At 68.6% G+C, this 19,263-nt stretch carries 16 protein-coding genes and 2 tRNA genes; all 18 read right to left on the minus strand.

Features of this window, described 5'->3' with window-relative positions:
- Positions 1–4 precede the first annotated feature (4 nt).
- Positions 5–925 (minus strand): HlyD family secretion protein, encoded by a 921-nt coding sequence (locus tag AC5P67_RS06385; RefSeq protein ID WP_111118174.1) that lies wholly within the window; start codon positions 923–925, stop codon positions 5–7.
- On the minus strand, positions 922–1,650 hold the full coding sequence (locus AC5P67_RS06390) for an ABC transporter ATP-binding protein (RefSeq protein ID WP_012479691.1): 729 nt from the start codon (positions 1,648–1,650) through the stop codon (positions 922–924). Before AC5P67_RS06390 ends, AC5P67_RS06385 begins: the two co-directional genes overlap by 4 nt.
- A 10-nt stretch (positions 1,651–1,660) precedes the next feature.
- The gene (locus tag AC5P67_RS06395) at positions 1,661–2,800 is read right to left on the minus strand and encodes an ABC transporter permease (protein WP_495214399.1); all 1,140 of its coding nucleotides are present in this window, start codon (positions 2,798–2,800) and stop codon (positions 1,661–1,663) included.
- Positions 2,797–4,260, minus strand: coding sequence for a TolC family protein (locus AC5P67_RS06400; RefSeq protein ID WP_111189154.1), 1,464 nt, complete (start codon positions 4,258–4,260; stop codon positions 2,797–2,799). The genes AC5P67_RS06395 and AC5P67_RS06400 overlap by 4 nt, the downstream gene beginning before the upstream one ends.
- A 369-nt stretch (positions 4,261–4,629) precedes the next feature.
- Positions 4,630–4,705 (minus strand) — tRNA-Gly (locus AC5P67_RS06405).
- A gap of 115 nt (positions 4,706–4,820) precedes the next feature.
- Positions 4,821–5,927, minus strand: coding sequence for an NAD(P)/FAD-dependent oxidoreductase (locus tag AC5P67_RS06410; protein ID WP_049459966.1), 1,107 nt, complete (start codon positions 5,925–5,927; stop codon positions 4,821–4,823).
- Positions 5,928–6,065: 138 nt separating this feature from the next.
- Positions 6,066–6,141, minus strand: a tRNA-Gly gene (locus tag AC5P67_RS06415).
- A gap of 235 nt (positions 6,142–6,376) precedes the next feature.
- On the minus strand, positions 6,377–7,003 hold the full coding sequence (gene pgsA, locus AC5P67_RS06420) for a CDP-diacylglycerol--glycerol-3-phosphate 3-phosphatidyltransferase (protein ID WP_111193892.1): 627 nt from the start codon (positions 7,001–7,003) through the stop codon (positions 6,377–6,379).
- 18 nt (positions 7,004–7,021) lie between these two features.
- Complete coding sequence (uvrC, locus tag AC5P67_RS06425) at positions 7,022–8,866, minus strand: excinuclease ABC subunit UvrC (RefSeq protein ID WP_111193891.1); 1,845 nt, start codon at positions 8,864–8,866, stop codon at positions 7,022–7,024.
- Positions 8,863–10,275 (minus strand): hypothetical protein, encoded by a 1,413-nt coding sequence (locus tag AC5P67_RS06430; RefSeq protein WP_005408878.1) that lies wholly within the window; start codon positions 10,273–10,275, stop codon positions 8,863–8,865. The genes uvrC and AC5P67_RS06430 overlap by 4 nt, the downstream gene beginning before the upstream one ends.
- Positions 10,272–10,760 carry a low molecular weight protein-tyrosine-phosphatase gene (locus AC5P67_RS06435; RefSeq protein ID WP_005408877.1) on the minus strand — a complete coding sequence of 163 codons (489 nt, stop codon included), beginning with the start codon at positions 10,758–10,760 and terminating at the stop codon, positions 10,272–10,274. Before AC5P67_RS06435 ends, AC5P67_RS06430 begins: the two co-directional genes overlap by 4 nt.
- Positions 10,757–11,530: a 3-deoxy-manno-octulosonate cytidylyltransferase gene (kdsB, locus tag AC5P67_RS06440; RefSeq protein ID WP_012479685.1), complete on the minus strand. Its 774-nt coding sequence runs from the start codon at positions 11,528–11,530 to the stop codon at positions 10,757–10,759. Before kdsB ends, AC5P67_RS06435 begins: the two co-directional genes overlap by 4 nt.
- A 74-nt stretch (positions 11,531–11,604) precedes the next feature.
- Positions 11,605–12,624: a tetraacyldisaccharide 4'-kinase gene (gene lpxK, locus AC5P67_RS06445; RefSeq protein WP_005408875.1), complete on the minus strand. Its 1,020-nt coding sequence runs from the start codon at positions 12,622–12,624 to the stop codon at positions 11,605–11,607.
- Entirely contained in the window at positions 12,624–14,372 is a 1,749-nt protein-coding gene (gene msbA / locus AC5P67_RS06450) for a lipid A export permease/ATP-binding protein MsbA (RefSeq protein WP_111193889.1), read from the minus strand. Before msbA ends, lpxK begins: the two co-directional genes overlap by 1 nt.
- On the minus strand, positions 14,369–14,791 hold the full coding sequence (locus AC5P67_RS06455; RefSeq protein WP_004152323.1) for an ExbD/TolR family protein: 423 nt from the start codon (positions 14,789–14,791) through the stop codon (positions 14,369–14,371). The genes msbA and AC5P67_RS06455 overlap by 4 nt, the downstream gene beginning before the upstream one ends.
- A 3-nt stretch (positions 14,792–14,794) precedes the next feature.
- Complete coding sequence (locus tag AC5P67_RS06460; protein WP_005412819.1) at positions 14,795–15,457, minus strand: MotA/TolQ/ExbB proton channel family protein; 663 nt, start codon at positions 15,455–15,457, stop codon at positions 14,795–14,797.
- 3 nt (positions 15,458–15,460) lie between these two features.
- On the minus strand, positions 15,461–17,860 hold the full coding sequence (locus AC5P67_RS06465; protein WP_012479684.1) for a DNA internalization-related competence protein ComEC/Rec2: 2,400 nt from the start codon (positions 17,858–17,860) through the stop codon (positions 15,461–15,463).
- Positions 17,861–17,919: 59 nt separating this feature from the next.
- A complete protein-coding gene (locus AC5P67_RS06470; protein WP_005408871.1) occupies positions 17,920–19,263 on the minus strand; it encodes a sensor histidine kinase in 1,344 nt (447 codons plus the stop codon).

Below are 19,263 nucleotides of genomic sequence, written 5' to 3' on the forward strand. Positions count from 1 at the left end.
GGACCTACTTCCGGAACTCCACCCGTACATGCTGGCCGAAGCGCGCCTTGGCCTCGCCATCGAACTCCAGTACACACTCCACTACCTTGGCCACGCCACGCCCTGCATCTTCAGGCAGGCGTGCCTGCGCGAACACAGGGCTGATGCGCACCACGCGTGCGGACGGCAGCGTGCCGGTGTTCTCGGCACCATCGCTGTCCGGCACCACGGTAGCCTTCATGCCCACCTGCACGGCATCGGCATAGGCGGCGCTGAGTTCGGCACGTACCTGCAGCGGGCGCGCGGGCAGCAGGGAGATCGCCGGCTTGCCCGCCTGCACGAAAGCTCCGAGGCCAGGCACCTGGCCGACCACGGTGCCGGCTTCCGGCGCGCTCAGCGACATCTGCTGCAGTTTCAGCCTGGCGTGTTCCAGCTTGTGCTGGGCCAGGTCGACCTGCGCACCGGCCACGTCAACATCGGCGCGCACACCCGCCAGCTGCTGCTTGGCCGCATCGGCCTGCTGGTTGGACGACACGCCTTCGCTGGCCCCCGTGGAAAGGCGAGTAGCGTTGCGCTCCAGTTCGCGCAGCTGCGCCTGACTGCCCTTCAGGCGGTCATTGGCCAGGGCGAGATCGGCGCTGGCCATCGCCACCTCCTGCTGCAGCAAGGCACCATCCAGCGACAGCAGCAGCTGCCCCTTCTTCACCGTGGCGCCTTCCTTCACCGGTGCGGCGGTGATCGAGCCATCCACCGGCGGTGCCAGCGCGATCAGGCCACCCTCGACGTCGATGATGCCGCGCGCCACCGCGACCTTGCCGACGGCGGTTGCACCGGCCTTGCCCGAAGGCGACTGTGCAGGCGCAGGCGCGTCCCTGGAACAGGCGCCGAGCAGCAGTGCCGCGGACAGGGCCAGGCTGAGGGGAAGCAGGTGCGACGTCTTGGTCATGGGGCGGACTCTACAGTTTCGTTCTGGCGGCGGTCATCACGGACCATGCCGTCTTCCATGGCGATCACCCGATCGGCATGCCGGATCAGGCGCGGATCGTGGCTCACGCACAGCACGGTGGCGCCATGCGCACGTGCGTAGCGATGCAGGATGTCGATCACGCGCTGGCCGTTCTCGGCGTCCAGCGCGCTGGTGGGTTCGTCTGCGAAGATCAGCGTCGGCGACTTGGCGAAGGCGCGGGCAACGGCCACACGCTGCTTCTCGCCGCCGGACAGCTGCGCCGGGCGCATGTGACTGCGGTGGCTGAGGCCCACTTCTTCCAGCGCCTTGCGCGCCAGCGGTTCGCTTTCGCGATTGCGCATGCCGCGGTAGCCCAGCGGCAGCTGCACCTGCTCCAGCGCAGTCAGTGCCGGGAACAGATTGAAGCCCTGGAACACGAAACCGACATGGTGCAGGCGGAAGCGCTCCACCTCGCTTCGGGTCATGTGCCCCACATCCTGGCCAAGTGCGTGCACGCGGCCACCATCGGGCGCGGACAGGCCGGACAGCAGCGACAACAGCGTGCTCTTGCCGCAACCCGACGGGCCCGATACCAGGGTCAGCTCGCCAGGATAGATGTCCAGCGACAGGCCGCGCAGCACCGGCACCTGCACGTCGCCGGACATGAAGCCCTTTTCAAGTGCATCGGCCCGCAGGGTCGGGGCGACGGCGCGTGTGGAAGTCATCGGCCGGTCCTCAACGCAGCAGCAACGATGGATCGGAGCGGACGACACTGCGCACCGCCATGATGCTGGAGAGCATGGCCATCACCGCAACCAGTGCGACGCAGCCGAGGATCACCATCGGTGTCAGCTGCACCGGCACGCGCTGGGTCTGCGCGATCAACAGCACCACGGTGCTGAAGGCCGCCGCCAGCAACATGCCCACGCCACCGATCAGCAACGCCTGCTCGAACACCACCCGTGCCAGCGCATAGCGGCCTGCACCGAGTGCATTGAGCGTGGCGTACTCGCGAACCGAGCCAGCCACCACCGACGCGAACGACTGGTTGGTGATCACCGCGCCGACGAAGCAGACGATGACGGCCATGAACAACACCGCGATGCCGGCACCGGTGTCGAACAGCCAGTACTGCTGCGAGCGGCTGGCGAACTCCGGCGCGGTCCAGAACTCGACCGGCGTAGCCTGGCCCATTGACGCGGCCAGGCGATCGCGCACGCGGTCGGCCAGGTCCGGCGAGCGCAGGCCCGCCACGAAGTAGGTACTGCCCTCATGTGGGTCGGTACCGGCGATGGCGCGCGCGGTATCCAGCGAAGCCAGTACGTTGACACCACCAAGGCCACGCAGGCCCGGCTGCGCGGCAACCACGCGCACGGCCTTGCCATTGATCCAGGCGCGGTTGTTCTGCAGGTCCACGCCCAGCGTATCCAGGTCGGCGCTGTCGACGATCACCGCACCCGGTTCGCGCAGCTGTGCACGCAGGTCGGCAGGCAGGATGCGCGCGAACATCATTGCATCGTCGCGGGTGGAGATGCCGGACAGGTACACCGACACCTTGCCGGTGCCCTGCGCGCCGGACCGCCACTCACCATCGACCCATTCGTAAGGTTCGACGCGGGTGACATCCGGATCCATGCGCAGGTGGCTTTCCACATCGGCGCTGATCGCATGGCCGTAGTTGACGCTCTGGGTACCGGGGAAACCGGCCCAGATATCGGCCGAAGATGCCTTCACATAGATCGCGGCGGTGCCGAAGATGCCCAGCACCAGCGCCGCCTGCACGATCAGCAGCACGCCGGCGAAGCACATCGCCAGCACCACCGGCAGGAACCGGCGCCACTCATAGGCCAGGGTCTTGCGGGCCAGCGCGATCATTGCGGTTCGCCCTCAGCCTCGACCGGCAGCGGTGCGCCACCAAGGGCGCGGTACAGCGACGCAAACGCCAGCACGCGCGCGCCCTGCGCACCGATCAGGTCGGCCTGCGAGGCCAATGCGGCACGCTGCGTATCCAGCCCATCAAACTCGCTGGACAGGCCCAACTGCACCTGCCGCGCCTGCCGCTTGACCTGCTGGTTGGCGACATCATTGGCCGCACGCAGCGATTGGATGCTGCTGTCCTGGCGCGCCAGGCTGCCCAGTGCACCTTCCACTTCGCTAACGCCTTCCAGCACGGCCTTGCGGTAGCCGAGCAAGGCGGCGTCCAGTTGCTTTTCGTCGGCATGGAACCGCGCGCGGCGCTGGCCCCAGTCCCACAGCGGAATATCGACGTACGGGCCGATCGACGGACTGGAGTCGGAATTGGAGCGCGCGTTCTGGGTAAGGTTGTAGGCGTACAGAATGGAGCCGCCGAGGCTGATCCGCGGGTACATCGCGGCGCGCGCCGAGCCCTTGCTGGCGGCGGCCTGCATCACTTCCGACTCGGCCAGCAGGATCTGCGGCCGATGGCGCAGCAGATCGGCGGGGACCTGCTGCAGCGAGAACGTGCCCAGCGTCGGCGGCGTGCGATAGGCGCGCCAGGCCGGATCCGGGCCATCTCGGCCCAGCAACACTGCCAGCGCGCGGGCCGCGTTGTCAGCGTTTTCCCGGGCCTGTGCCGTGGCCGCGCGGGTGGCGACCTGGCGTGCACGCAGGCGATCCAGTTCGCCCGGCTCGTCCAGACGCAGGCGCTGGCGGACCAGCGCCAGCTGTTCGCCGCGATCATCCACGGCCTGCTGTCGGGCCAGCAGATCCTGCTGGGCCTGCGCCACCGTCAGGTCCAGATAGCTGCGCACCACGTCGGCAATCACCGCTACCTGCGCGGCATTGCGCAGCGCCTCGGCATTGCCGGCCGAGGCCTGCGCGCTCAGCTGCGCACTCTCGGCGGCGCCGAACAGGCCCAGGTCCCAGATCGCTTCAATGCCGGCATGGAAGTAGGTATCGACAGCGGCGGCGTCCTGCACCTGCTTGGCGCTGGCGGAGATTTCCGGCAGGAAACGCGAGTCGGACGTGCCAGCGACGATCCGAACGGCCTGCAGGCGCAAGGTGGCCTGCTGCAGGTCGAGATTGCCGGCGACCGCCTGATCGACCAGGCCATCCAGCGCCGGGTCGGCCAGCACCTTCCACCACTGCCTGGCGTCCACCGCCACGCCCTGGCCCTGCGGTACCTGGGTCCAGGCGCTGGGTGTGCGATCAGGCAGGTCCGGGACGGGCACCGACATGCAGCCGGCCAGGGCCAGGGTTGCCAACAACGCACCGGGGCGCAGCACTGCCTGCAGGGAGAGTCCGCGCCCGGTCCTGGGCACTGCCACTGAAGTGATACGCCTGACCACCAGCCCGCCAACGTGTAGAAGGAGCATGAAGGCTACCGTGCGATTGTGGAGCGAACATGGAGAATTGGTCCGAAAAAGGTCACAACACGCATGCGGTTCAGGCAACGATGGCGTTGGCCTTTCGCCAGCCTTTCACTGCATGCGACGCACGGAACGCTGGTGCGACATCCGGGCCATTGCGTCTTGTTGCCAACTTCCCCGAGCCCCGCCCCTGCGGTCATCCCCACGACCGATACGCCCCGCCATTCCGATTGCGACACTAACGCTGGAATCGTCCCGCCAGGCCGCCGATATCACGCCCGCCATGACGACGCCATGGCGCGACTGTAGCGCCCCGTGCCGCCAACGTCATGACAAACGAAAAACGCCCCCTTGCGGGAGCGTTCTTCTTGAATCTGGAGCGGGAAACGAGACTCGAACTCGCGACCTCAACCTTGGCAAGGTTGCGCTCTACCAACTGAGCTATTCCCGCAGATTTCGTTCGACCTGCGTCGAAGGAGCGCTATTGTGTCGATATTGCTGCACGGCGTCAACAGGAATTTTCGCCTGCATTTCGGGGAGGCGTTCAGGCCCCCAGGACCGATACCTCAGGTTCGCAGGCCACGGCGGTGGAAGTAGACCTGCTCGGCGATGCGCCGCGTGGCCGCCGTGTGCAGCAGTGCATTGAGCGGCCAGTCGGCCTGCAGATGGTCCATCGCCCAGCGCAGCAGGCGCTTGCCATGGAATGCCGGCGCCACCCGCCGCGCCACCCGTTCCGCTTCCGGCCCTTGCCCACGCAGATGGCGGGCAATCGCCTCGCCGACCGCCCAGCCGTGCCGCCACGAGGAGTGGATGCCCCCGGCGGACAGCGGCGAGACGATGCCTGCCGCGTCGCCGGTCAGGATCACGCGTTGGCCGGTGAACGGCCCATCCGGCCGGCCGCACGGGACCAAGCCGGCGCGGGTGGCCGAGGGACGCGCCGAAGGCGGAATGCCGACCACATCGCGCACGTGGTCGAGGAAGCCATCGATATCCGGCGGCCGCACCTGTTGCGGGTCATGACGCAGCGCCAATCCCACCTGCAGCCCGGTCGGATTCTGTGCGACCCAGCCGATGTAGCCCGGCGCGTAGCGCTTGCTGACAAAGCAATGCAGCGCATTGCCTTGCGCCACCTGCAGGCCGGCGAACTCGCGCTCGACGCCGTAGAGGGTGTCGCGCACCTGGCCAAGGCCGGTGCGCTGGGCCACGCGTGAGCGTGCGCCATCAGCACCAACCAGATAGGCGCATCGCCCTGCCCCATCCACCTGCCAGCCATCACCACTGCGATGGGCATCGGTGAAAGACCGTTGCAGGCGCAGGTCGACACCATTCGCGCGCAGCTCGCTGGCCAGCCAGCGCATCAGGTTCGGTGTATCGGTGGTGAGGAAGTAATAGCCCGGCGCGGCCAGCAACACGTTGCGCAGGTTCGGCGCATACAGGCGCACGTTTGCGACCCGCTGCACCAGATGCTCGGGCATGCGCCCCAGCCAGGTCTGCTCCATCGCTTCCTTCACCACGATGCCGGTGGTGTGCAGGCGCTCGCCGGGGTCGGCCTTGCGTTCAAGCACGCAGACGCGCAGACCGTACTGGGCGGCAGCCAGTGCGCAGGCGGCACCGGCGAAGCTGGCGCCGACGATGACGACGTCGTGGTCGTAGGCGGAGAGAGTGTGAGGCATTGCGGCATCGCCGTGGAGAGTCGGAGATGCAGCTTCGAACTGCCGCGTGGTGAGGCGAAGGAGTGGCGGTGAAGTGAGGATGAAGCGTGGAACACGCAAACGAAAAACGCTCCCTTGCGGGAGCGTTTCTCTTGAATCTGGAGCGGGAAACGAGACTCGAACTCGCGACCTCAACCTTGGCAAGGTTGCGCTCTACCAACTGAGCTATTCCCGCTTGGGAGGCGAAATTTTACCTATTCCAAGGATGGCGTCAAGCGCTTTTTTCAGGGTCTGTGAGGCGCCTTGCACCGCCTATCCACGCATGGCGTGGATCTACTACAGCGTCTCCGCAAACTGATGGATCCGCCCCCTCCGTGGATGCGGCATTTCCAATAGATCCACGCCATGCGTGGATGGCAGCAACCGTGGGGTCAGAGCCCTTTCCTGCAGAAAGGGATCCGACCCCGGGCTCAGTTGCCCAGCTTCTTCTGCCGCGCACGCTCGCGCGCAGCGCGCTCGTCATCGCGCAGGCTCGGCCAGGCGGCGTGCAGGTACTGCAGTCCCGACCACAGGGTCAGCACCGCGGCAATCGCCAGGGTCCAGTCGCCGATATGGAACACCGGCCAGCCCATCCAGATGTCTTCCACCGGCAGGTTCGGGGCCACCGAGTACAGCAGGCACAGCAGCGCGACCATCTGCGCGGTGGTCTTGACCTTGCCGATCATCGCCACGCGCACCTTCGCACGCTGGCCCAGCTCGGCCATCCATTCGCGCAGCGCCGATACCGCGATCTCGCGGCCGACGATCACCGCCGCCCAGAACGCCATCCACGGCGTCGGATGGCCCTGCACGATCAGGAACAGTGCCACTGCCACCATCAGCTTGTCCGCGACCGGGTCGAGGAAGGCACCGAAGGCCGACTCCAGCTGGTAACGGCGTGCGATCCAGCCATCGAGCCAGTCGGTGATCGCGGCCAGGCCGAAGATCGCCGCCGAAGCGAAGTTGGTCCAGGTGTAGGGCAGGTAGAACACCAGCACCAGCACCGGGATCATCACGATCCGCAACAACGTCAGCCAGGTGGGCAGGGTCAACTTCATGCTTGCGTGCTTCTCTCTCTACTCGGCCGCATCAGGCGTGGCCAACCCGTGCAGGTTAGCGTAGATACGTGCCGCGAGGGCGTCATTGATGCCTTCCACCTTGGCGATTTCCGCTTCGCCAGCGGCTTTCAGCCCCACCAGGCCCCCGAAATGCTTGAGCAGGCTGGCGCGGCGGCGCGGCCCGATACCGGGAATGTCCTCCAGCTTGCTGGTCATCCGCGCCTTCTGCCGGCGGCCGCGGTGGCCGGTGATGGCGAAGCGGTGCGCCTCGTCGCGCACCTGCTGGATGAACTGCAGCGCCGGGTTGGCCGCGCCGGGGCGCAGCTCGCGGCCGTCGGGCATCACCAGCGCTTCATGGCCGGCGCGGCGCTCCACGCCCTTGGCCACACCCACCAGCAGCACGCCTTCCACGCCCAGGTCGGCCAGTGCGGCCTGGGCCTGCGCCAGCTGCCCGGCGCCGCCGTCGATCAGCAGCACGTCCGGCAGCACGCCCTGCTCTTCCACCGCACGGCGGAAGCGGCGGTCGATGGCCTGGCGCATGGCGGCGTAGTCATCGCCCGGCTCGATGCCGCTGATGTTGAAGCGGCGATACTGCGCGCGCACCGGACCGGCAGCGTCGAACACCACGCACGAGGCCACGGTAGCCTCGCCCAGGGTGTGGCTGATATCGAAACACTCGACCCGCTTGACCGGCTCGGCCAGGCCCAGCATCTCGCGCAGTGCGTCGCTGCGCGCATGCTGCGCGTTGCGGCTGTTGAGTTCGGTGGCCAGGGTCAGCTGCGCGTTGCGGCTGGCCAGTTCCACGTAGCCGGCGCGCTCGCCGCGCACGTTCCACTTCAGCTGCACCTTGCGCTCGGCCGAGGCCGACAGCGCGGCGACCAGCAGGTCGGCATCGGCAATCTCGCGGTCCAGCAGGATCTCGCGCGGCGGCTCGAATTCGATGTAGTACTGCGAGACGAACGCGGCCAGCACTTCCTCCGGGCTTTCTTCACCATTGGTGCGCGGGAAGAACGGGCGGGTGCCGAGGTTGCGGCCATCGCGGAACGCCAGCAGCAGCACGCAGGCCTGCGAGCCCTGCATGGCCACCGCCAGCACGTCCAGGTCGGCAGCACGGCCATCCACGTACTGGCGGGTCTGCATGCTGCGCAGCGAGGAAATCAGGTCACGCAGGCGCGCGGCCTGCTCGAATTCCAGTGCCTCGCTGGCGGCCTGCATCTGCTCGCCCAGCTCGCGGGTCAGTTCGTCGCTCTTGCCTTCCAGGAACAATGCAGCGCGACGCACCGATTCGGCGTACTCGGCAGGCGCCACCAGCTCCACGCAGGGCGCGCTGCAACGCCCGATCTGGTATTGCAGGCACGGCCGCGAGCGGTTGCGGAACACGCTGTCCTCGCAGCTGCGCAGCTTGAACAGCTTGTGCATCAGGTTCAGCGTTTCGCGCACCGCAGTGACGCCGGGATACGGCCCGAAATAGCGGCCGGGAATGGCGCGCGGGCCGCGATGCAGCGCGATGCGCGGCCAGTCCTCGCGGGTCAGCAGCACATGCGGATAGGTCTTGTCGTCGCGCAGCGAGACGTTGTAACGCGGCGACAGCGACTTGATCAGCTGGTTTTCCAGCAGCAGCGCCTCGGCTTCCGAGCGCGTCACCGTCACGTCCATGCGCACGATCTGCGAGATCATCGACATGATCCGCGCATTCTTCGGGCTGCCGTTGAAATAGCTGCCGACGCGGTTACGCAGCGCACGCGCCTTGCCGACATACAGCAGGGTGTCGTCGGCCGCGTACATGCGGTACACACCGGGGGCGGTACTGAGCTGGGCCGCGAAGGCCTTGCCGTCGAAGGCCGGGGCGGGAACGTCGGTCATTCGCTGATCGGCACTTCGCTGAGCACGCCGCTTTCGGGGTCGAATCGCAGTATGGCGTGGGCGTCGGTCTCGGCGATCCACACCGCACCGGCACCCACGGCCAACCCGGCCGGGCCGTGCAGGCGGCGCGGCAGCGGCTGGGTGGTCAGTTCGCCACCGCCCAGGCGCAGCGTGCGCAGGCGGCCATTGCCGGTATCGGCAATCCATAGCAGCGGCGCATCCGGACTCAGCGCGATCGCCTGTGGGAACTGCAGGCTGGCCTGCGCGCGCGGGCCATCTTCGTCACCGAAACGCCAGGGGCCCTGCCCGACCAGCGTCTGCACCAGATCCCCGCGCAGCTGCAGTGCACGGATCGAGGAGCCCAGCGCATCGGCCACGTACAGCACCTGCTGCACCACGGCCAGTGCAGTCGGTTGAGCAAACGCGGCCAGATGGCCGCTGCCGTCACGCTCGTCGATGGCACCGCTGCCGGCGCGCCACTGCAGGCTGCGCTGACCCAGGTGGTAGCTCCAGATGCGGTTGTCGCCGGCCATGGCGATGTGCAGCTGGTTATCGGCGATGGCGAGGCCGACCGGGTGGTCCAGCGAGACCTGCCGCGCCTGTGCTACCGGGCCCTCCACCGGCGCACCGGGGCGGCCATTGCCGCAGAGCGTGTCGACGATGCCGGTCAGCAGGTTGATGCGGCGCACGGCATGGTTGCCGGTGTCGGCCACGTACAGCGCGTCGCGCTCCAGCACCAGCGCCTGCGGGCGATGGAACGCCGCTTCGGCGAGGTTGCCGTCCATGAAATCGGCCGTCCCCAGCCCGAACTGGCGCAGGATGCGGCCGCCGTGGCTGCATTCGAGGATGCGGTGATGGCCACTGTCGGCGATGTACAGGCGTTCGGTGCTGACCGCCAGGCCCAGCGGAAAACGCAGGGCCTGCCGCGGCTCCGGATGCAGCTCGGTACCGCCGCGCGGCGGTGCCGACGGCGCACCGTGGCACAGCGCATTCAACGCACGCTCAAGCTCTCCCGGAGCCCCCAGCCCGACCAGCCGCTGCTGCTCGCGACCCTGCGCGTCCAGCAGCACCACGGTCGGCCACGATGTGATGCCGAAGCGACGCCAGCCATCCCAGTCGGCATCGAGCAGGACCGGCATTGACAGCCCCTGGCGGCGCAGCAGTTTGAGTGCGGCGCCGGCGTCACGCTCGAAATCGAAGCGGGGTACCTGCAGGACCAGCGGCTGCAGCATGCCAGGGTGACGCGACAGCCATTGACTGAATTCGGCCAGGCGCTGCGCGCTCCAGGCAGAAGCGGCGTTGACGAACAACAGCGCCACCGGCCGACCGCGCAGTTCGGTCAGGGTACAGGGAGCGGCATTGAGCCAGGTGGCGAACTCGGGCAGGTCCGGGACGGGCTGGACGTTCATGGCCCGATTATGCCGGAGTCGGCGTCATGCAACAGTCGTGCCACTGCACGTTTTGCAGCATTGTCGACCAGCGTCCAGACCTGTTCGAAGTGATCGCTGCCGCCGGTGTAAGGATCCGGGATGGCCGCCTGCCCCTCCCCGCCCGACCAGGGCAGGTACAGCGCCAGCCGCTCACGCTGGGCGGGTGCCACCAAGCGTCCCGCGTCCCGCAGGTTCGCCTCGTCGGCGCAGAGGATCCAGTCGAAGCGGTCGAAATCAGCGGCGTGCAGCTGGCGCGCACGCAGGCCGCCGATGTCCACGCCGTGCCCGGCCGCGCAGGCGATCGCACGCCGGTCCGGCGGCTCGCCCACATGCCAGTCACCGGTGCCGGCCGAATCCACCTGCACGCGCCCCGCCAGTGGCGAAGCGTCCAGGCGGGCGCGGAGCGCGCCTTCGGCCATCGGCGAACGGCAGATGTTGCCGAGGCAGACGACCAGCAGCTTCATCGGGCAGCCAACGTCTGCAGCAGTGCTTCGGCGCGCTCCAGGTCCTCGGGCGTGTCGATGCCCGCCGGGAATGGTTCAGGCGAGATCGCCACGCTGATCGGGTAGCCGGCCTCGAGCACGCGCAGCTGCTCCAGCGATTCAACCTGCTCCAGCCGACCCGGGGGCATCGCCGCGAACTGCTGCAGGAAACCGGCGCGGTAGCCGTAGATGCCGATGTGGCGCAGCCAGGCATGCCCTTCCGGCAGCACCTCGCGGCTGCGCGCGAAGCCATCGCGGTGCCAGGCAATCGGCGCGCGGCTGAAGTACATCGCCTCGTTGCGCACGTTGCGCACCAGCTTGACCACGTTCGGATCGAACAGGGTTTCTGCATCCTCCACGGCGGTCGCCAGGGTCGACATCGGTGCATTGCCTTCAACCAGCGCCTGGGCCACCGCACGGATTCCCGCAGCCGGCGCGAACGGTTCATCACCCTGCAGGTTGACCACCACGGTGTCGTCGGCCCAGCCGGCGATGCGCGCGCACTCGGCCAGGCGGTCGGTACCGGAGGCATGCGAGGTGGCGGTCATGGCCACCTTCACCTCGGCCAGCCCGGACAGCGCGTCGGCAATGCGTTGATCGTCGGTAGCGACCCAGACCTCGCCAGCGCCGGCCTGCAGCGCGCGGCGCGCCACGTGCAGCACCAGCGGCTCACCGCCCAGCAGGCGCAGCGGCTTGCCCGGCAGCCGCGAGGCGGCATAGCGGGCCGGAATGGCGACGACGAATTCGGTCATGGGGCAATACTCGGCAGGCTCGTTACAACGGGGATGCGGCCGGCGGCGCGTGAATGCAAGCGCCGCCGCGCCGCTCAGTTCGGTCGCAGCTTGTCCAGGCGGTCGGTCAGCGCCACCCAGAACGCGGCAGGCAGCTCGGCACGCAACGGCACCGCGTAATGCCAATCGTTGCCGAACGCGCGGCATTTCACCGCATCCTTCTCGGTCATCAGCACCGGCAGCTGGCTGCCGAAGGACAGGTCCTGCGGCTGGTAGGCCTGGTGGTCGGCAAAGGCGTGCGGCACCACGCCGATGCCACGCGCGCGCAGCATGTCGAAGAAGCGCTGCGGATGGGCGATGCCGGCCACCGCATGAACACGCTGGCCCTTGAAGTACGACAACGGGCGCGCGCGGCCACCGGCCAGCGGCTGCGCACTGTCGATGTGCAGGGCCATCGGCCACTGGCCGAAACCGCAGGCCTGTGCCGCGCTTTCCTCATCGGCCTGGCCCAGGTTGACCACGCGGAAATCGCATTCGCCGGCACGGCTGACCGGCTCGCGCAGCGGTCCGGCGGGAATCATCCGGCCGTTGCCGTAGCGCCGCTGGGCATCGACCACTTCGATCTCGATGTCGCGCGCCAGCCGGTAGTGCTGCAGGCCGTCATCGCAGACGATCACATCGCAGCCGGCCTGGATCAGTGCCCTGCCTGCGGCCACGCGGTCGGCGTCCACGCGCACCGGCACGCCGGTCTTCCAGGCGATCAGCACTGGTTCGTCACCGCCCTTGGCGGTCGGCGTGTCGGCCTGCACCCACAGCGGCTTGTCAGCGTCTTCACGGCCATAGCCACGGCTGGCGACGCCCGGCTTCCAGCCGGCCGCACGCAGGCGCTCGACCAGGGCGATGGTCAGCGGCGTCTTGCCGGTGCCGCCGGCGGTGATGTTGCCAACCACGATGACCGGCACCGGCAGCGCGTAGCGCTTGCGCCATCCGCGCCGGTAGGCACGGCGGCGCAGCGCGGTGACGCCGGCATACAGCGGCGCCAGCAGGCGCATCGCCCATGGAACCGGGCTGCCGTCGTACCAGTACGGCGGGGTCTGGGTACCCTTGCCAGCCATCAGTCCTGCCTTTCGCGGAACTGCATGCTGTGCAGATGCTGGTACAGGCCACCCATGGCAAGCAGCTCCTTGTGGGTACCCCGTTCAACGATGCGGCCGTGGTCCATCACCAGCACCTGATCGGCATGCTCGATGGTCGACAGACGATGCGCGATGACCAGCGTGGTGCGTTCGGGCATCAGGCGCTGCAGCGCATCCTGCACCAGTCGCTCGGATTCGTTGTCCAGCGCGGCAGTGGCTTCGTCGAGGATCAGGATCGGCGCGTCACGCAGGATCGCGCGGGCGATCGCCAGGCGCTGGCGCTGGCCGCCGGACAGCAGCGCGCCGTTCTCGCCGACCGGGGTCTGCAGCTGCTGCGGCATGCGCGCGATGAACTCCCACGCATTGGCCGCTTCGGCCGCCGCACGGATCTGCTCCTCGCTCGCTTCCATGCCATAGGCGATGTTGGCCGCGATGGTGTCATCGAACAGCATGACCTTCTGCCCGACCATCGCCACCTGCCGACGCAGGTCGGCCAACGGATAGTCATCCAGCGCGACGCCATCGAGGGTGATCACACCACCGCTGGGCTCATAGAAGCGCGGCACCAGCCGGATCAGGCTGGTCTTGCCACTGCCGGAACGACCCACGATGGCGGTGACCGTACCCGGCTTCGCCACGAAACTGATGTCGTCCAGGGCAATGCCGCTGTCCTCGCGATAGCGCAGCATGACGTGGTCGAAGGCCAGCTCGCCGCGCACGCGCTGCACGTTGTCGCGGCCCTCGTCACGCTCGACCTGCATGTCGAGGATGCCGAACAGGCGCTCTGCGGCGGCCACGCCGCGCGAGATCGAAGTCTGCACGCTGGTCAGGCGGCGCAGCGAAGGAATGATGGCCATCATCGAGGTCATCAGGCCCATGAACTGGCCGGCGTTGAGGCGACCGGCCAGCGCTTCGCGGGTCGATACCCAGACGATCACCGCCAGCGCCAGCGCGGCCAGGAACTGCACCACGCTGGAGGCGGCAGCACGGGTGACTTCCACCTTCATGTTCAGCGACAGCATGCGGTTGGCCAGGCGCGAGTAGCGCGAGATCTCATGCTGCTGGGTGCCGTGCACCTTCACTTCCTGCTGCGCCGCCAGCGACTGTTCGGCGGTCTGCGCCATCGAACCCATGCCGTCCTGGATACCGCGGCTGATGCGGCGGTAGCGCTTGCCCACGTAGGACACGATCACGCCGATCAGCGGCACCACCACCAGCATCGCCACGGTGACCTTCACGCTCATCTGCAGCATTACCGCCAGCATGGCGATGATGGTCAGGGTGTCGGCCACCACGGTCTTGAGTGCGTCGGCACTGGCCTGGGTGACCTGTTCGGTATCGAAGTTCAGGCGACTGACCATCACCGGCGTCGCTTCGGTATCGAAGTGCGAGGACGGCAGGTGCAGGTACTTGGCAAGCACCTGCTCACGCAGGTCGCGCACCACGCTGCGGCCGGTCTTGGCCAGCGCGTAGTCGCTCACCCAGGTGGCGACGCTGCGCATCAGGAACAGGCCCAGGATGGTCAGCGGCAGGATCACCGCCATGCGCGGTTCCGGGTTGACGAAACCGCGGTTGACCAGCGGCTCCATCAATTTGGTGAAGTGGTAGCCCGCCAGGGCTTCGACCACCATGGCGATGACCGCGGCCACCATGAACACCCAGTAGGCGCGGGTGTACCCCAGCAGACGTTTGTAGATCGGCCACACCGGCGCGTGATTGGAACTCATGGACGCACCTCGGGTGCTGTTGCAATGGCAATACGGCGGAAGCCGAGCTGACCCAGCGCGTCCTGCGCGGTCACCACGGCCTGGTAGGGAGTGCGTGCGTCGGCACGCAGCAGCACGGTCTGCTCGCGATCGCTGCCGGCCACGGCGGCGATGGTCTGCTTGACCGACTCTACGTCGCTGCGCAGCACTTCCTGGTCGTTGATGAAGTAACGGCCTTCGGCGTTGATCAGCACGCTGAGCGAGCGCGGCGGCTCGTTGGTCTGCTGCTGGCTGGCGGTCGGCAACTGCACCTGCAGCGTCGAACGCGCGTCGAAGGTGGTGGTGACCACGAAGAAGATGATCAGCACCAGGATGACGTCGATCAGCGGCACCAGGTCGATATGCGGCTCATCCTGGGATCGGTCGTTGCCGATACGCATCGATCAGGCCTTCGCCGTGGCGGCGCCGGACTGGCGCGCGGCCGGGGCCGGGTTCATCACCCCGGGGCGGCCGTCGAGCGTATCCAGCAGGGCGCTGGCTTCCTGCTCCATCTCCACCACGTAGCCGTGGATGCGGCCCTTGAAGTAGCGATGGAACATCAGCGCCGGAATCGCCACGATCATGCCGGTGGCGGTGCACACCAGCGCCTTGCCGATGCCGCCGGCCAGCTGGTTCACGTCGCCCACGCCGTGGTCGAGGATGCCCAGGAACATCTGGATCATGCCGATCACCGTGCCGAGCAGGCCCAGCAGCGGGCCGGCCGAGGCAATGGTGCCCAGTGCGTTCAGGAATCGCTCCATGCGGTGCACCAGGTGGCGGCCGGTGTCTTCGATGCGCTCGCGGATCTGGTCGCGCGGGCGGTTGCGGGCTTCCAGTGCGGCAGCCAGCAGCGCGCCCAGCGGCGAGTTCGCCCGCAGGGTCTGCAGGTGGGCCGGGTCGAGCTTGCCGCGAGCGGCCCAGTTGCGCACTTCCTGGCCGAGGCCGGGCGGCAGCACTTCAGTCCGCCGAAGGGACCAGAAACGCTCCAGGATGATCGCCAAAGCCAGTACGCCCAACAGCAGCAGCGGCACCATCGGCCAGCCACCGGCCTTGACCAGTTCCCACACGTTTCAACCCTCCGGCCCAACGGCCGCTTGTTCGATCGGCGATAGGATAGCAGCCGACCGCGCCCGCCCAGCGGCATCCCACCACCGGGATGCATGGATGCGCTGTTCACGCAGCTGCAGGCCTTGTGCGCCAAGCCATACGCGGATCGCCCCGGAGTCGGCCGTGGCCAGCACCTCCGCGCCTTGCGCCTGCCAGCGCTGGACCACCTCCTGGCGCGGGTGGCCGAAGCGGTTCCGGTGCCCGGCCGAGACCACCGCCAGCCGCGGCGCCACCGCCGCAACCCACGGCGCACTGGAGCTGCCGCCGCTGCCATGGTGCGGCACCAGTACCACGTCCGCCCTCAGCGCGTGCGGGTACGCCTGCAGCAGCGCCCCCTCGGCCGGTCGACCGATGTCACCCGGCAGCAGGACCACGCCGTGACGGCTGGCGATGCGCAGCACGCAGCTGTCCTCGTTTTCGGCTTGCCGGCTGCCCGGCGCCGGGTGCAGGACCTGGAAATCAACCCCGTCCCACTCCCAGCGCATCCCCTGCTGGCAGGGCGTGGCGCCGCCGATGGCGCTGCCCGGTGGCGCCAGCAGCTGCAGCCCGGGCAACTGCCGTCGCAGGCTGGGCAGGCTGCCGGTGTGATCCAGGTGGTCATGGCTGAGCATCACCTGCCGGGGCGGCCCCTGGCCGAGCGCGCGCAGGGCCGGGACCAGGATGCGTTCGTTGCCCTCGCCGCCAGTCGGCGGCCCCACGTCGTACCAGAGCGCGTGCCGCGCCGTGCGCACCAGCACCGCCGTGCCCTGGCCGACATCGTGCACCAGCAGCTCCAGTTCCCCCGCGGCCGGTGCATGCCGGGCCGGCCACAGCAGCGGCAGGCACAGCAGCAGGCCCGCCAGGCCACCGCCGGCGCCGCGCGGCAGCAGCCACCAGAACACGCCCAGCAAGGCCACGGGTAGCGCCCAGCGCGGCGCCTCGGCCAGCCACCACATCGCCTGCGGATGCAGTGCCAACGGCTGCAGGGCCTCCCAGCTGAGCTCGAACAGCCAGGCCGCGGCACGCCAGGCCCAACGCCCCGCGCCGTCATGCAGCACGTGCAGGCCGGTACCGAGCAGCGACAGCGGAACAACCAGCATTGTCCACCACGGGATGACCGGCAGGTTGACCAGCGGCCCCAGCCGCGCGGTCCCGCCGAACAAGGCGATGCACAGCGGCAGCAGCCCAAGGCTGGCAACACCCTGCGCGGCAAGGAACCCGCGCAGCCCGCCACCGATTCCCTCCGGCCCCGTCCTCGGCAGGCACCAGAGCAGCCACAGCACGCCACCGAAGCTCAGCCAGAATCCAGCCGAGAGCACCGACAGCGGCGCAGGCAACAGCATCACCATCGCGGCCAACGCCAGCCCCTGCCCTGCGCCCACCGGGCGACGCCCGGCCCTGGCCAGTGCGACCAGCCCGATCATCAGCGCTGCGCGCACCGTCGGCAGCGCACCACCCGCCGCCACGGCATAGGTGGCTGCGGCCAGCGCCGCTCCCCATGCGGCGGCCTGCGGCCGTGGCCAGTACCGTCCCAGCAACGGGCACAGCCACCACCACAAGCGGCACAGCAGTACACCGAAGCCAGCCACCACGCCCACGTGGAAACCGGAGATGGCGACCAGATGGGTCAGGCCCAGCGCGCGCAGGTGTTCCCAGTCGGCATCGGACAGGCCACGGGTATCGCCCAGTGCCAGCGCCTGCACGAACCGCGCGGCAGGATGTGCCACCTGCACGGCGATCGCTGCACTGCTGCGTTCCCGCCAGGCCTGCAGGCCCTGCGCCGGCAGCCACTCCCGCGCACGGGCCGGATCACGCACCGAGGCATTGCCGGAGATGCCCCGCAGCACGGCGTGGCGCTCGCCATCGAAGCCGCCGGGATTGATCCGCGAGCGTGGCGCGCGCACGCGCAGCGACAACTGCCAATGCGATCCTGCGCGAACCGCATGGCGCCCGCCCTCCGCCTCGTGCGCCGGCGATCCGCGCCACGGATCGTTCCAGGTCACCTGCAGGCGCTTGCCACGCAGCGATGGCAGCGCGCCGGCATCTTCGACATGCAGCACGAAACGCGTGTAGCCGGGCCCCTGCTGGGGAAGGTCGGCAACCCGGCCCCGCACCTGCACATCCTGCGGTGGGGCGCCGGGTGGCAGCTGGCCATGCAGGACCCAGTGCCCGTGCACCGTTGCCCAGGCCAGGCCGAGCAGGGCCGCGGCCCAGGCACGGCCGCGCCAGGGCAACAGCCAGCCGCCGGCGCCGGCGATCGCCATCGGCACACTCAGCCACAGCGGCAGCAACATCGGCATCTGGACGCAGGCCAGCGCCCCCAGCACCAGGCCTGCAGCGCAGCCAAAGCCAAACAGGGCCGGAGCGGATCGATCGGGAACCATTTCCCCAGCCTGCCGCTGGAGGCCGCAGGCTGCCTATCGGGCCTTTCCCCGTGCGCCTGTCAGCGCCGTACGGTACCGCGGTGGAAATTGACTCTGAAGCTGGCGCCGCCGCCAGCCGCTTCGCCAACGCTGACCGAGCCACCGTGGTGCTGCACGATTTCCTTCACCAGGTGCAGGCCCAGGCCACTGCCGCTGCCGGCTGCACGCAGGCGGTGGAAGGGCTCGAAGATCGCTTCGCGGTCGCCGACCGGAATGCCGGCGCCCTGGTCGCTGACCTCCAGCAGGCCGCGTGCATCGAGGCGCACGCAGATCGTGCCGCGCCCGCCGCCATGGACGATGGCGTTGTGCACCAGGTTGGCGATCACCCGCCCCAGCGCCAGGCTGTCGCCATGGATCCACACGGGCGACTCCGGCGCATCCACCTCGAAGCCATAACCGGCGCCGACCACCAGCGGCGCCAGATCGGCGGCCGCCTCGCGCACCAGCAACGCCAGGTCCAGCCGCTGCAGCGCGCCGACATTGCGATCGAGACGCTGCAGGTCGAGCAGGTGCTCAGCCACGTTGCCGAGGCGGGCGACGTCGGTCAGCAACTGCGATTTCAGTTCACCCTGCGGCAGCTGCGACAGGCGCGCCTGCACCACCGCGATCGGTACGCGCAGCTCATGCGCGGCATCGGCGAGGAACTTGTCGCGCGCTGCATAGCCCTGCTGCACCTTGTCGATCGCATCGTTGAACGCTTCCACCAGTGGTGCGACCTCGGTGGACACCAGCTGCGCATCCAGGCGCGCGCCCGGCTGGCCGATGTCCAGTTCCTTGGCCTGCTGCGCGGAGCGGCGCACGCCGCGCATCGCGCGATGGATCACCGTCGGCATCACCAGCAGCGTGACCACGATCAACGGCAGGAAGAACCACAGGCCGATCAGGCGCAGCACCATCAGCGCGCCATCCAGCAACCCACCCTTTGGAGCACCACCGACCATCACCGTGATGCGGCGTCCATCCTCGTTGCGGATCATCACCCGCGCCACGTCCAGATAGGGTGGCACCAGTGAACCCAGTTCGGTGGCGCCCACTGTCGGCAAGCGTGCCAGCAATGGCGCGTGGACCGCAGGAATCGTGCCGCGCTCCAGCCACGTGCCCCTGTCATCAACCGCCGCGAACCAGAGGTTGCCGCCGGCCCCGGCATTGAGCTTGTCCCAGCGCGCCTGGTCCAGTTCCAGCCGGCCGCCTTCGCTGTGCACGGCTTTGGCCACCGCCTCGGCCGTGAACATGTCCATGCCCCAGGAGTCCTTGTCACCCCAGGTCAGGATCAGCGCGACCACCGCGAACAGCACGGTGAACGCCTGCGCAAGGAACAGGCGCCAAGCCAGGCCCAGGGTGATGGAACGGATCGGGCGTGCCAT

It is taken from the genome of Stenotrophomonas sp. YJH_SMC_21, from assembly GCF_059369555.1.

Bases quoted from the DNA above. Each gene is read 5' to 3' on its own strand.
- pgsA (WP_111193892.1), bottom strand. From the start codon at position 7,003: ATGAAGTTGACCCTGCCCACCTGGCTGACGTTGTTGCGGATCGTGATG.
- AC5P67_RS06390 (WP_012479691.1), bottom strand. From the start codon at position 1,650: ATGACTTCCACACGCGCCGTCGCCCCGACCCTGCGGGCCGATGCACTT.
- msbA (WP_111193889.1), bottom strand. From the start codon at position 14,372: ATGAGTTCCAATCACGCGCCGGTGTGGCCGATCTACAAACGTCTGCTG.
- uvrC (WP_111193891.1), bottom strand. From the start codon at position 8,866: ATGACCGACGTTCCCGCCCCGGCCTTCGACGGCAAGGCCTTCGCGGCC.
- AC5P67_RS06385 (WP_111118174.1), bottom strand. From the start codon at position 925: ATGACCAAGACGTCGCACCTGCTTCCCCTCAGCCTGGCCCTGTCCGCG.
- lpxK (WP_005408875.1), bottom strand. From the start codon at position 12,624: ATGGCTGGCAAGGGTACCCAGACCCCGCCGTACTGGTACGACGGCAGC.
- kdsB (WP_012479685.1), bottom strand. From the start codon at position 11,530: ATGACCGAATTCGTCGTCGCCATTCCGGCCCGCTATGCCGCCTCGCGG.
- AC5P67_RS06400 (WP_111189154.1), bottom strand. From the start codon at position 4,260: ATGCTCCTTCTACACGTTGGCGGGCTGGTGGTCAGGCGTATCACTTCA.
- AC5P67_RS06430 (WP_005408878.1), bottom strand. From the start codon at position 10,275: ATGAACGTCCAGCCCGTCCCGGACCTGCCCGAGTTCGCCACCTGGCTC.
- AC5P67_RS06435 (WP_005408877.1), bottom strand. From the start codon at position 10,760: ATGAAGCTGCTGGTCGTCTGCCTCGGCAACATCTGCCGTTCGCCGATG.
- AC5P67_RS06395 (WP_495214399.1), bottom strand. From the start codon at position 2,800: ATGATCGCGCTGGCCCGCAAGACCCTGGCCTATGAGTGGCGCCGGTTC.
- AC5P67_RS06465 (WP_012479684.1), bottom strand. From the start codon at position 17,860: ATGGTTCCCGATCGATCCGCTCCGGCCCTGTTTGGCTTTGGCTGCGCT.
- AC5P67_RS06470 (WP_005408871.1), bottom strand. From the start codon at position 19,263: ATGGCACGCCCGATCCGTTCCATCACCCTGGGCCTGGCTTGGCGCCTG.
- AC5P67_RS06455 (WP_004152323.1), bottom strand. From the start codon at position 14,791: ATGCGTATCGGCAACGACCGATCCCAGGATGAGCCGCATATCGACCTG.
- AC5P67_RS06410 (WP_049459966.1), bottom strand. From the start codon at position 5,927: ATGCCTCACACTCTCTCCGCCTACGACCACGACGTCGTCATCGTCGGC.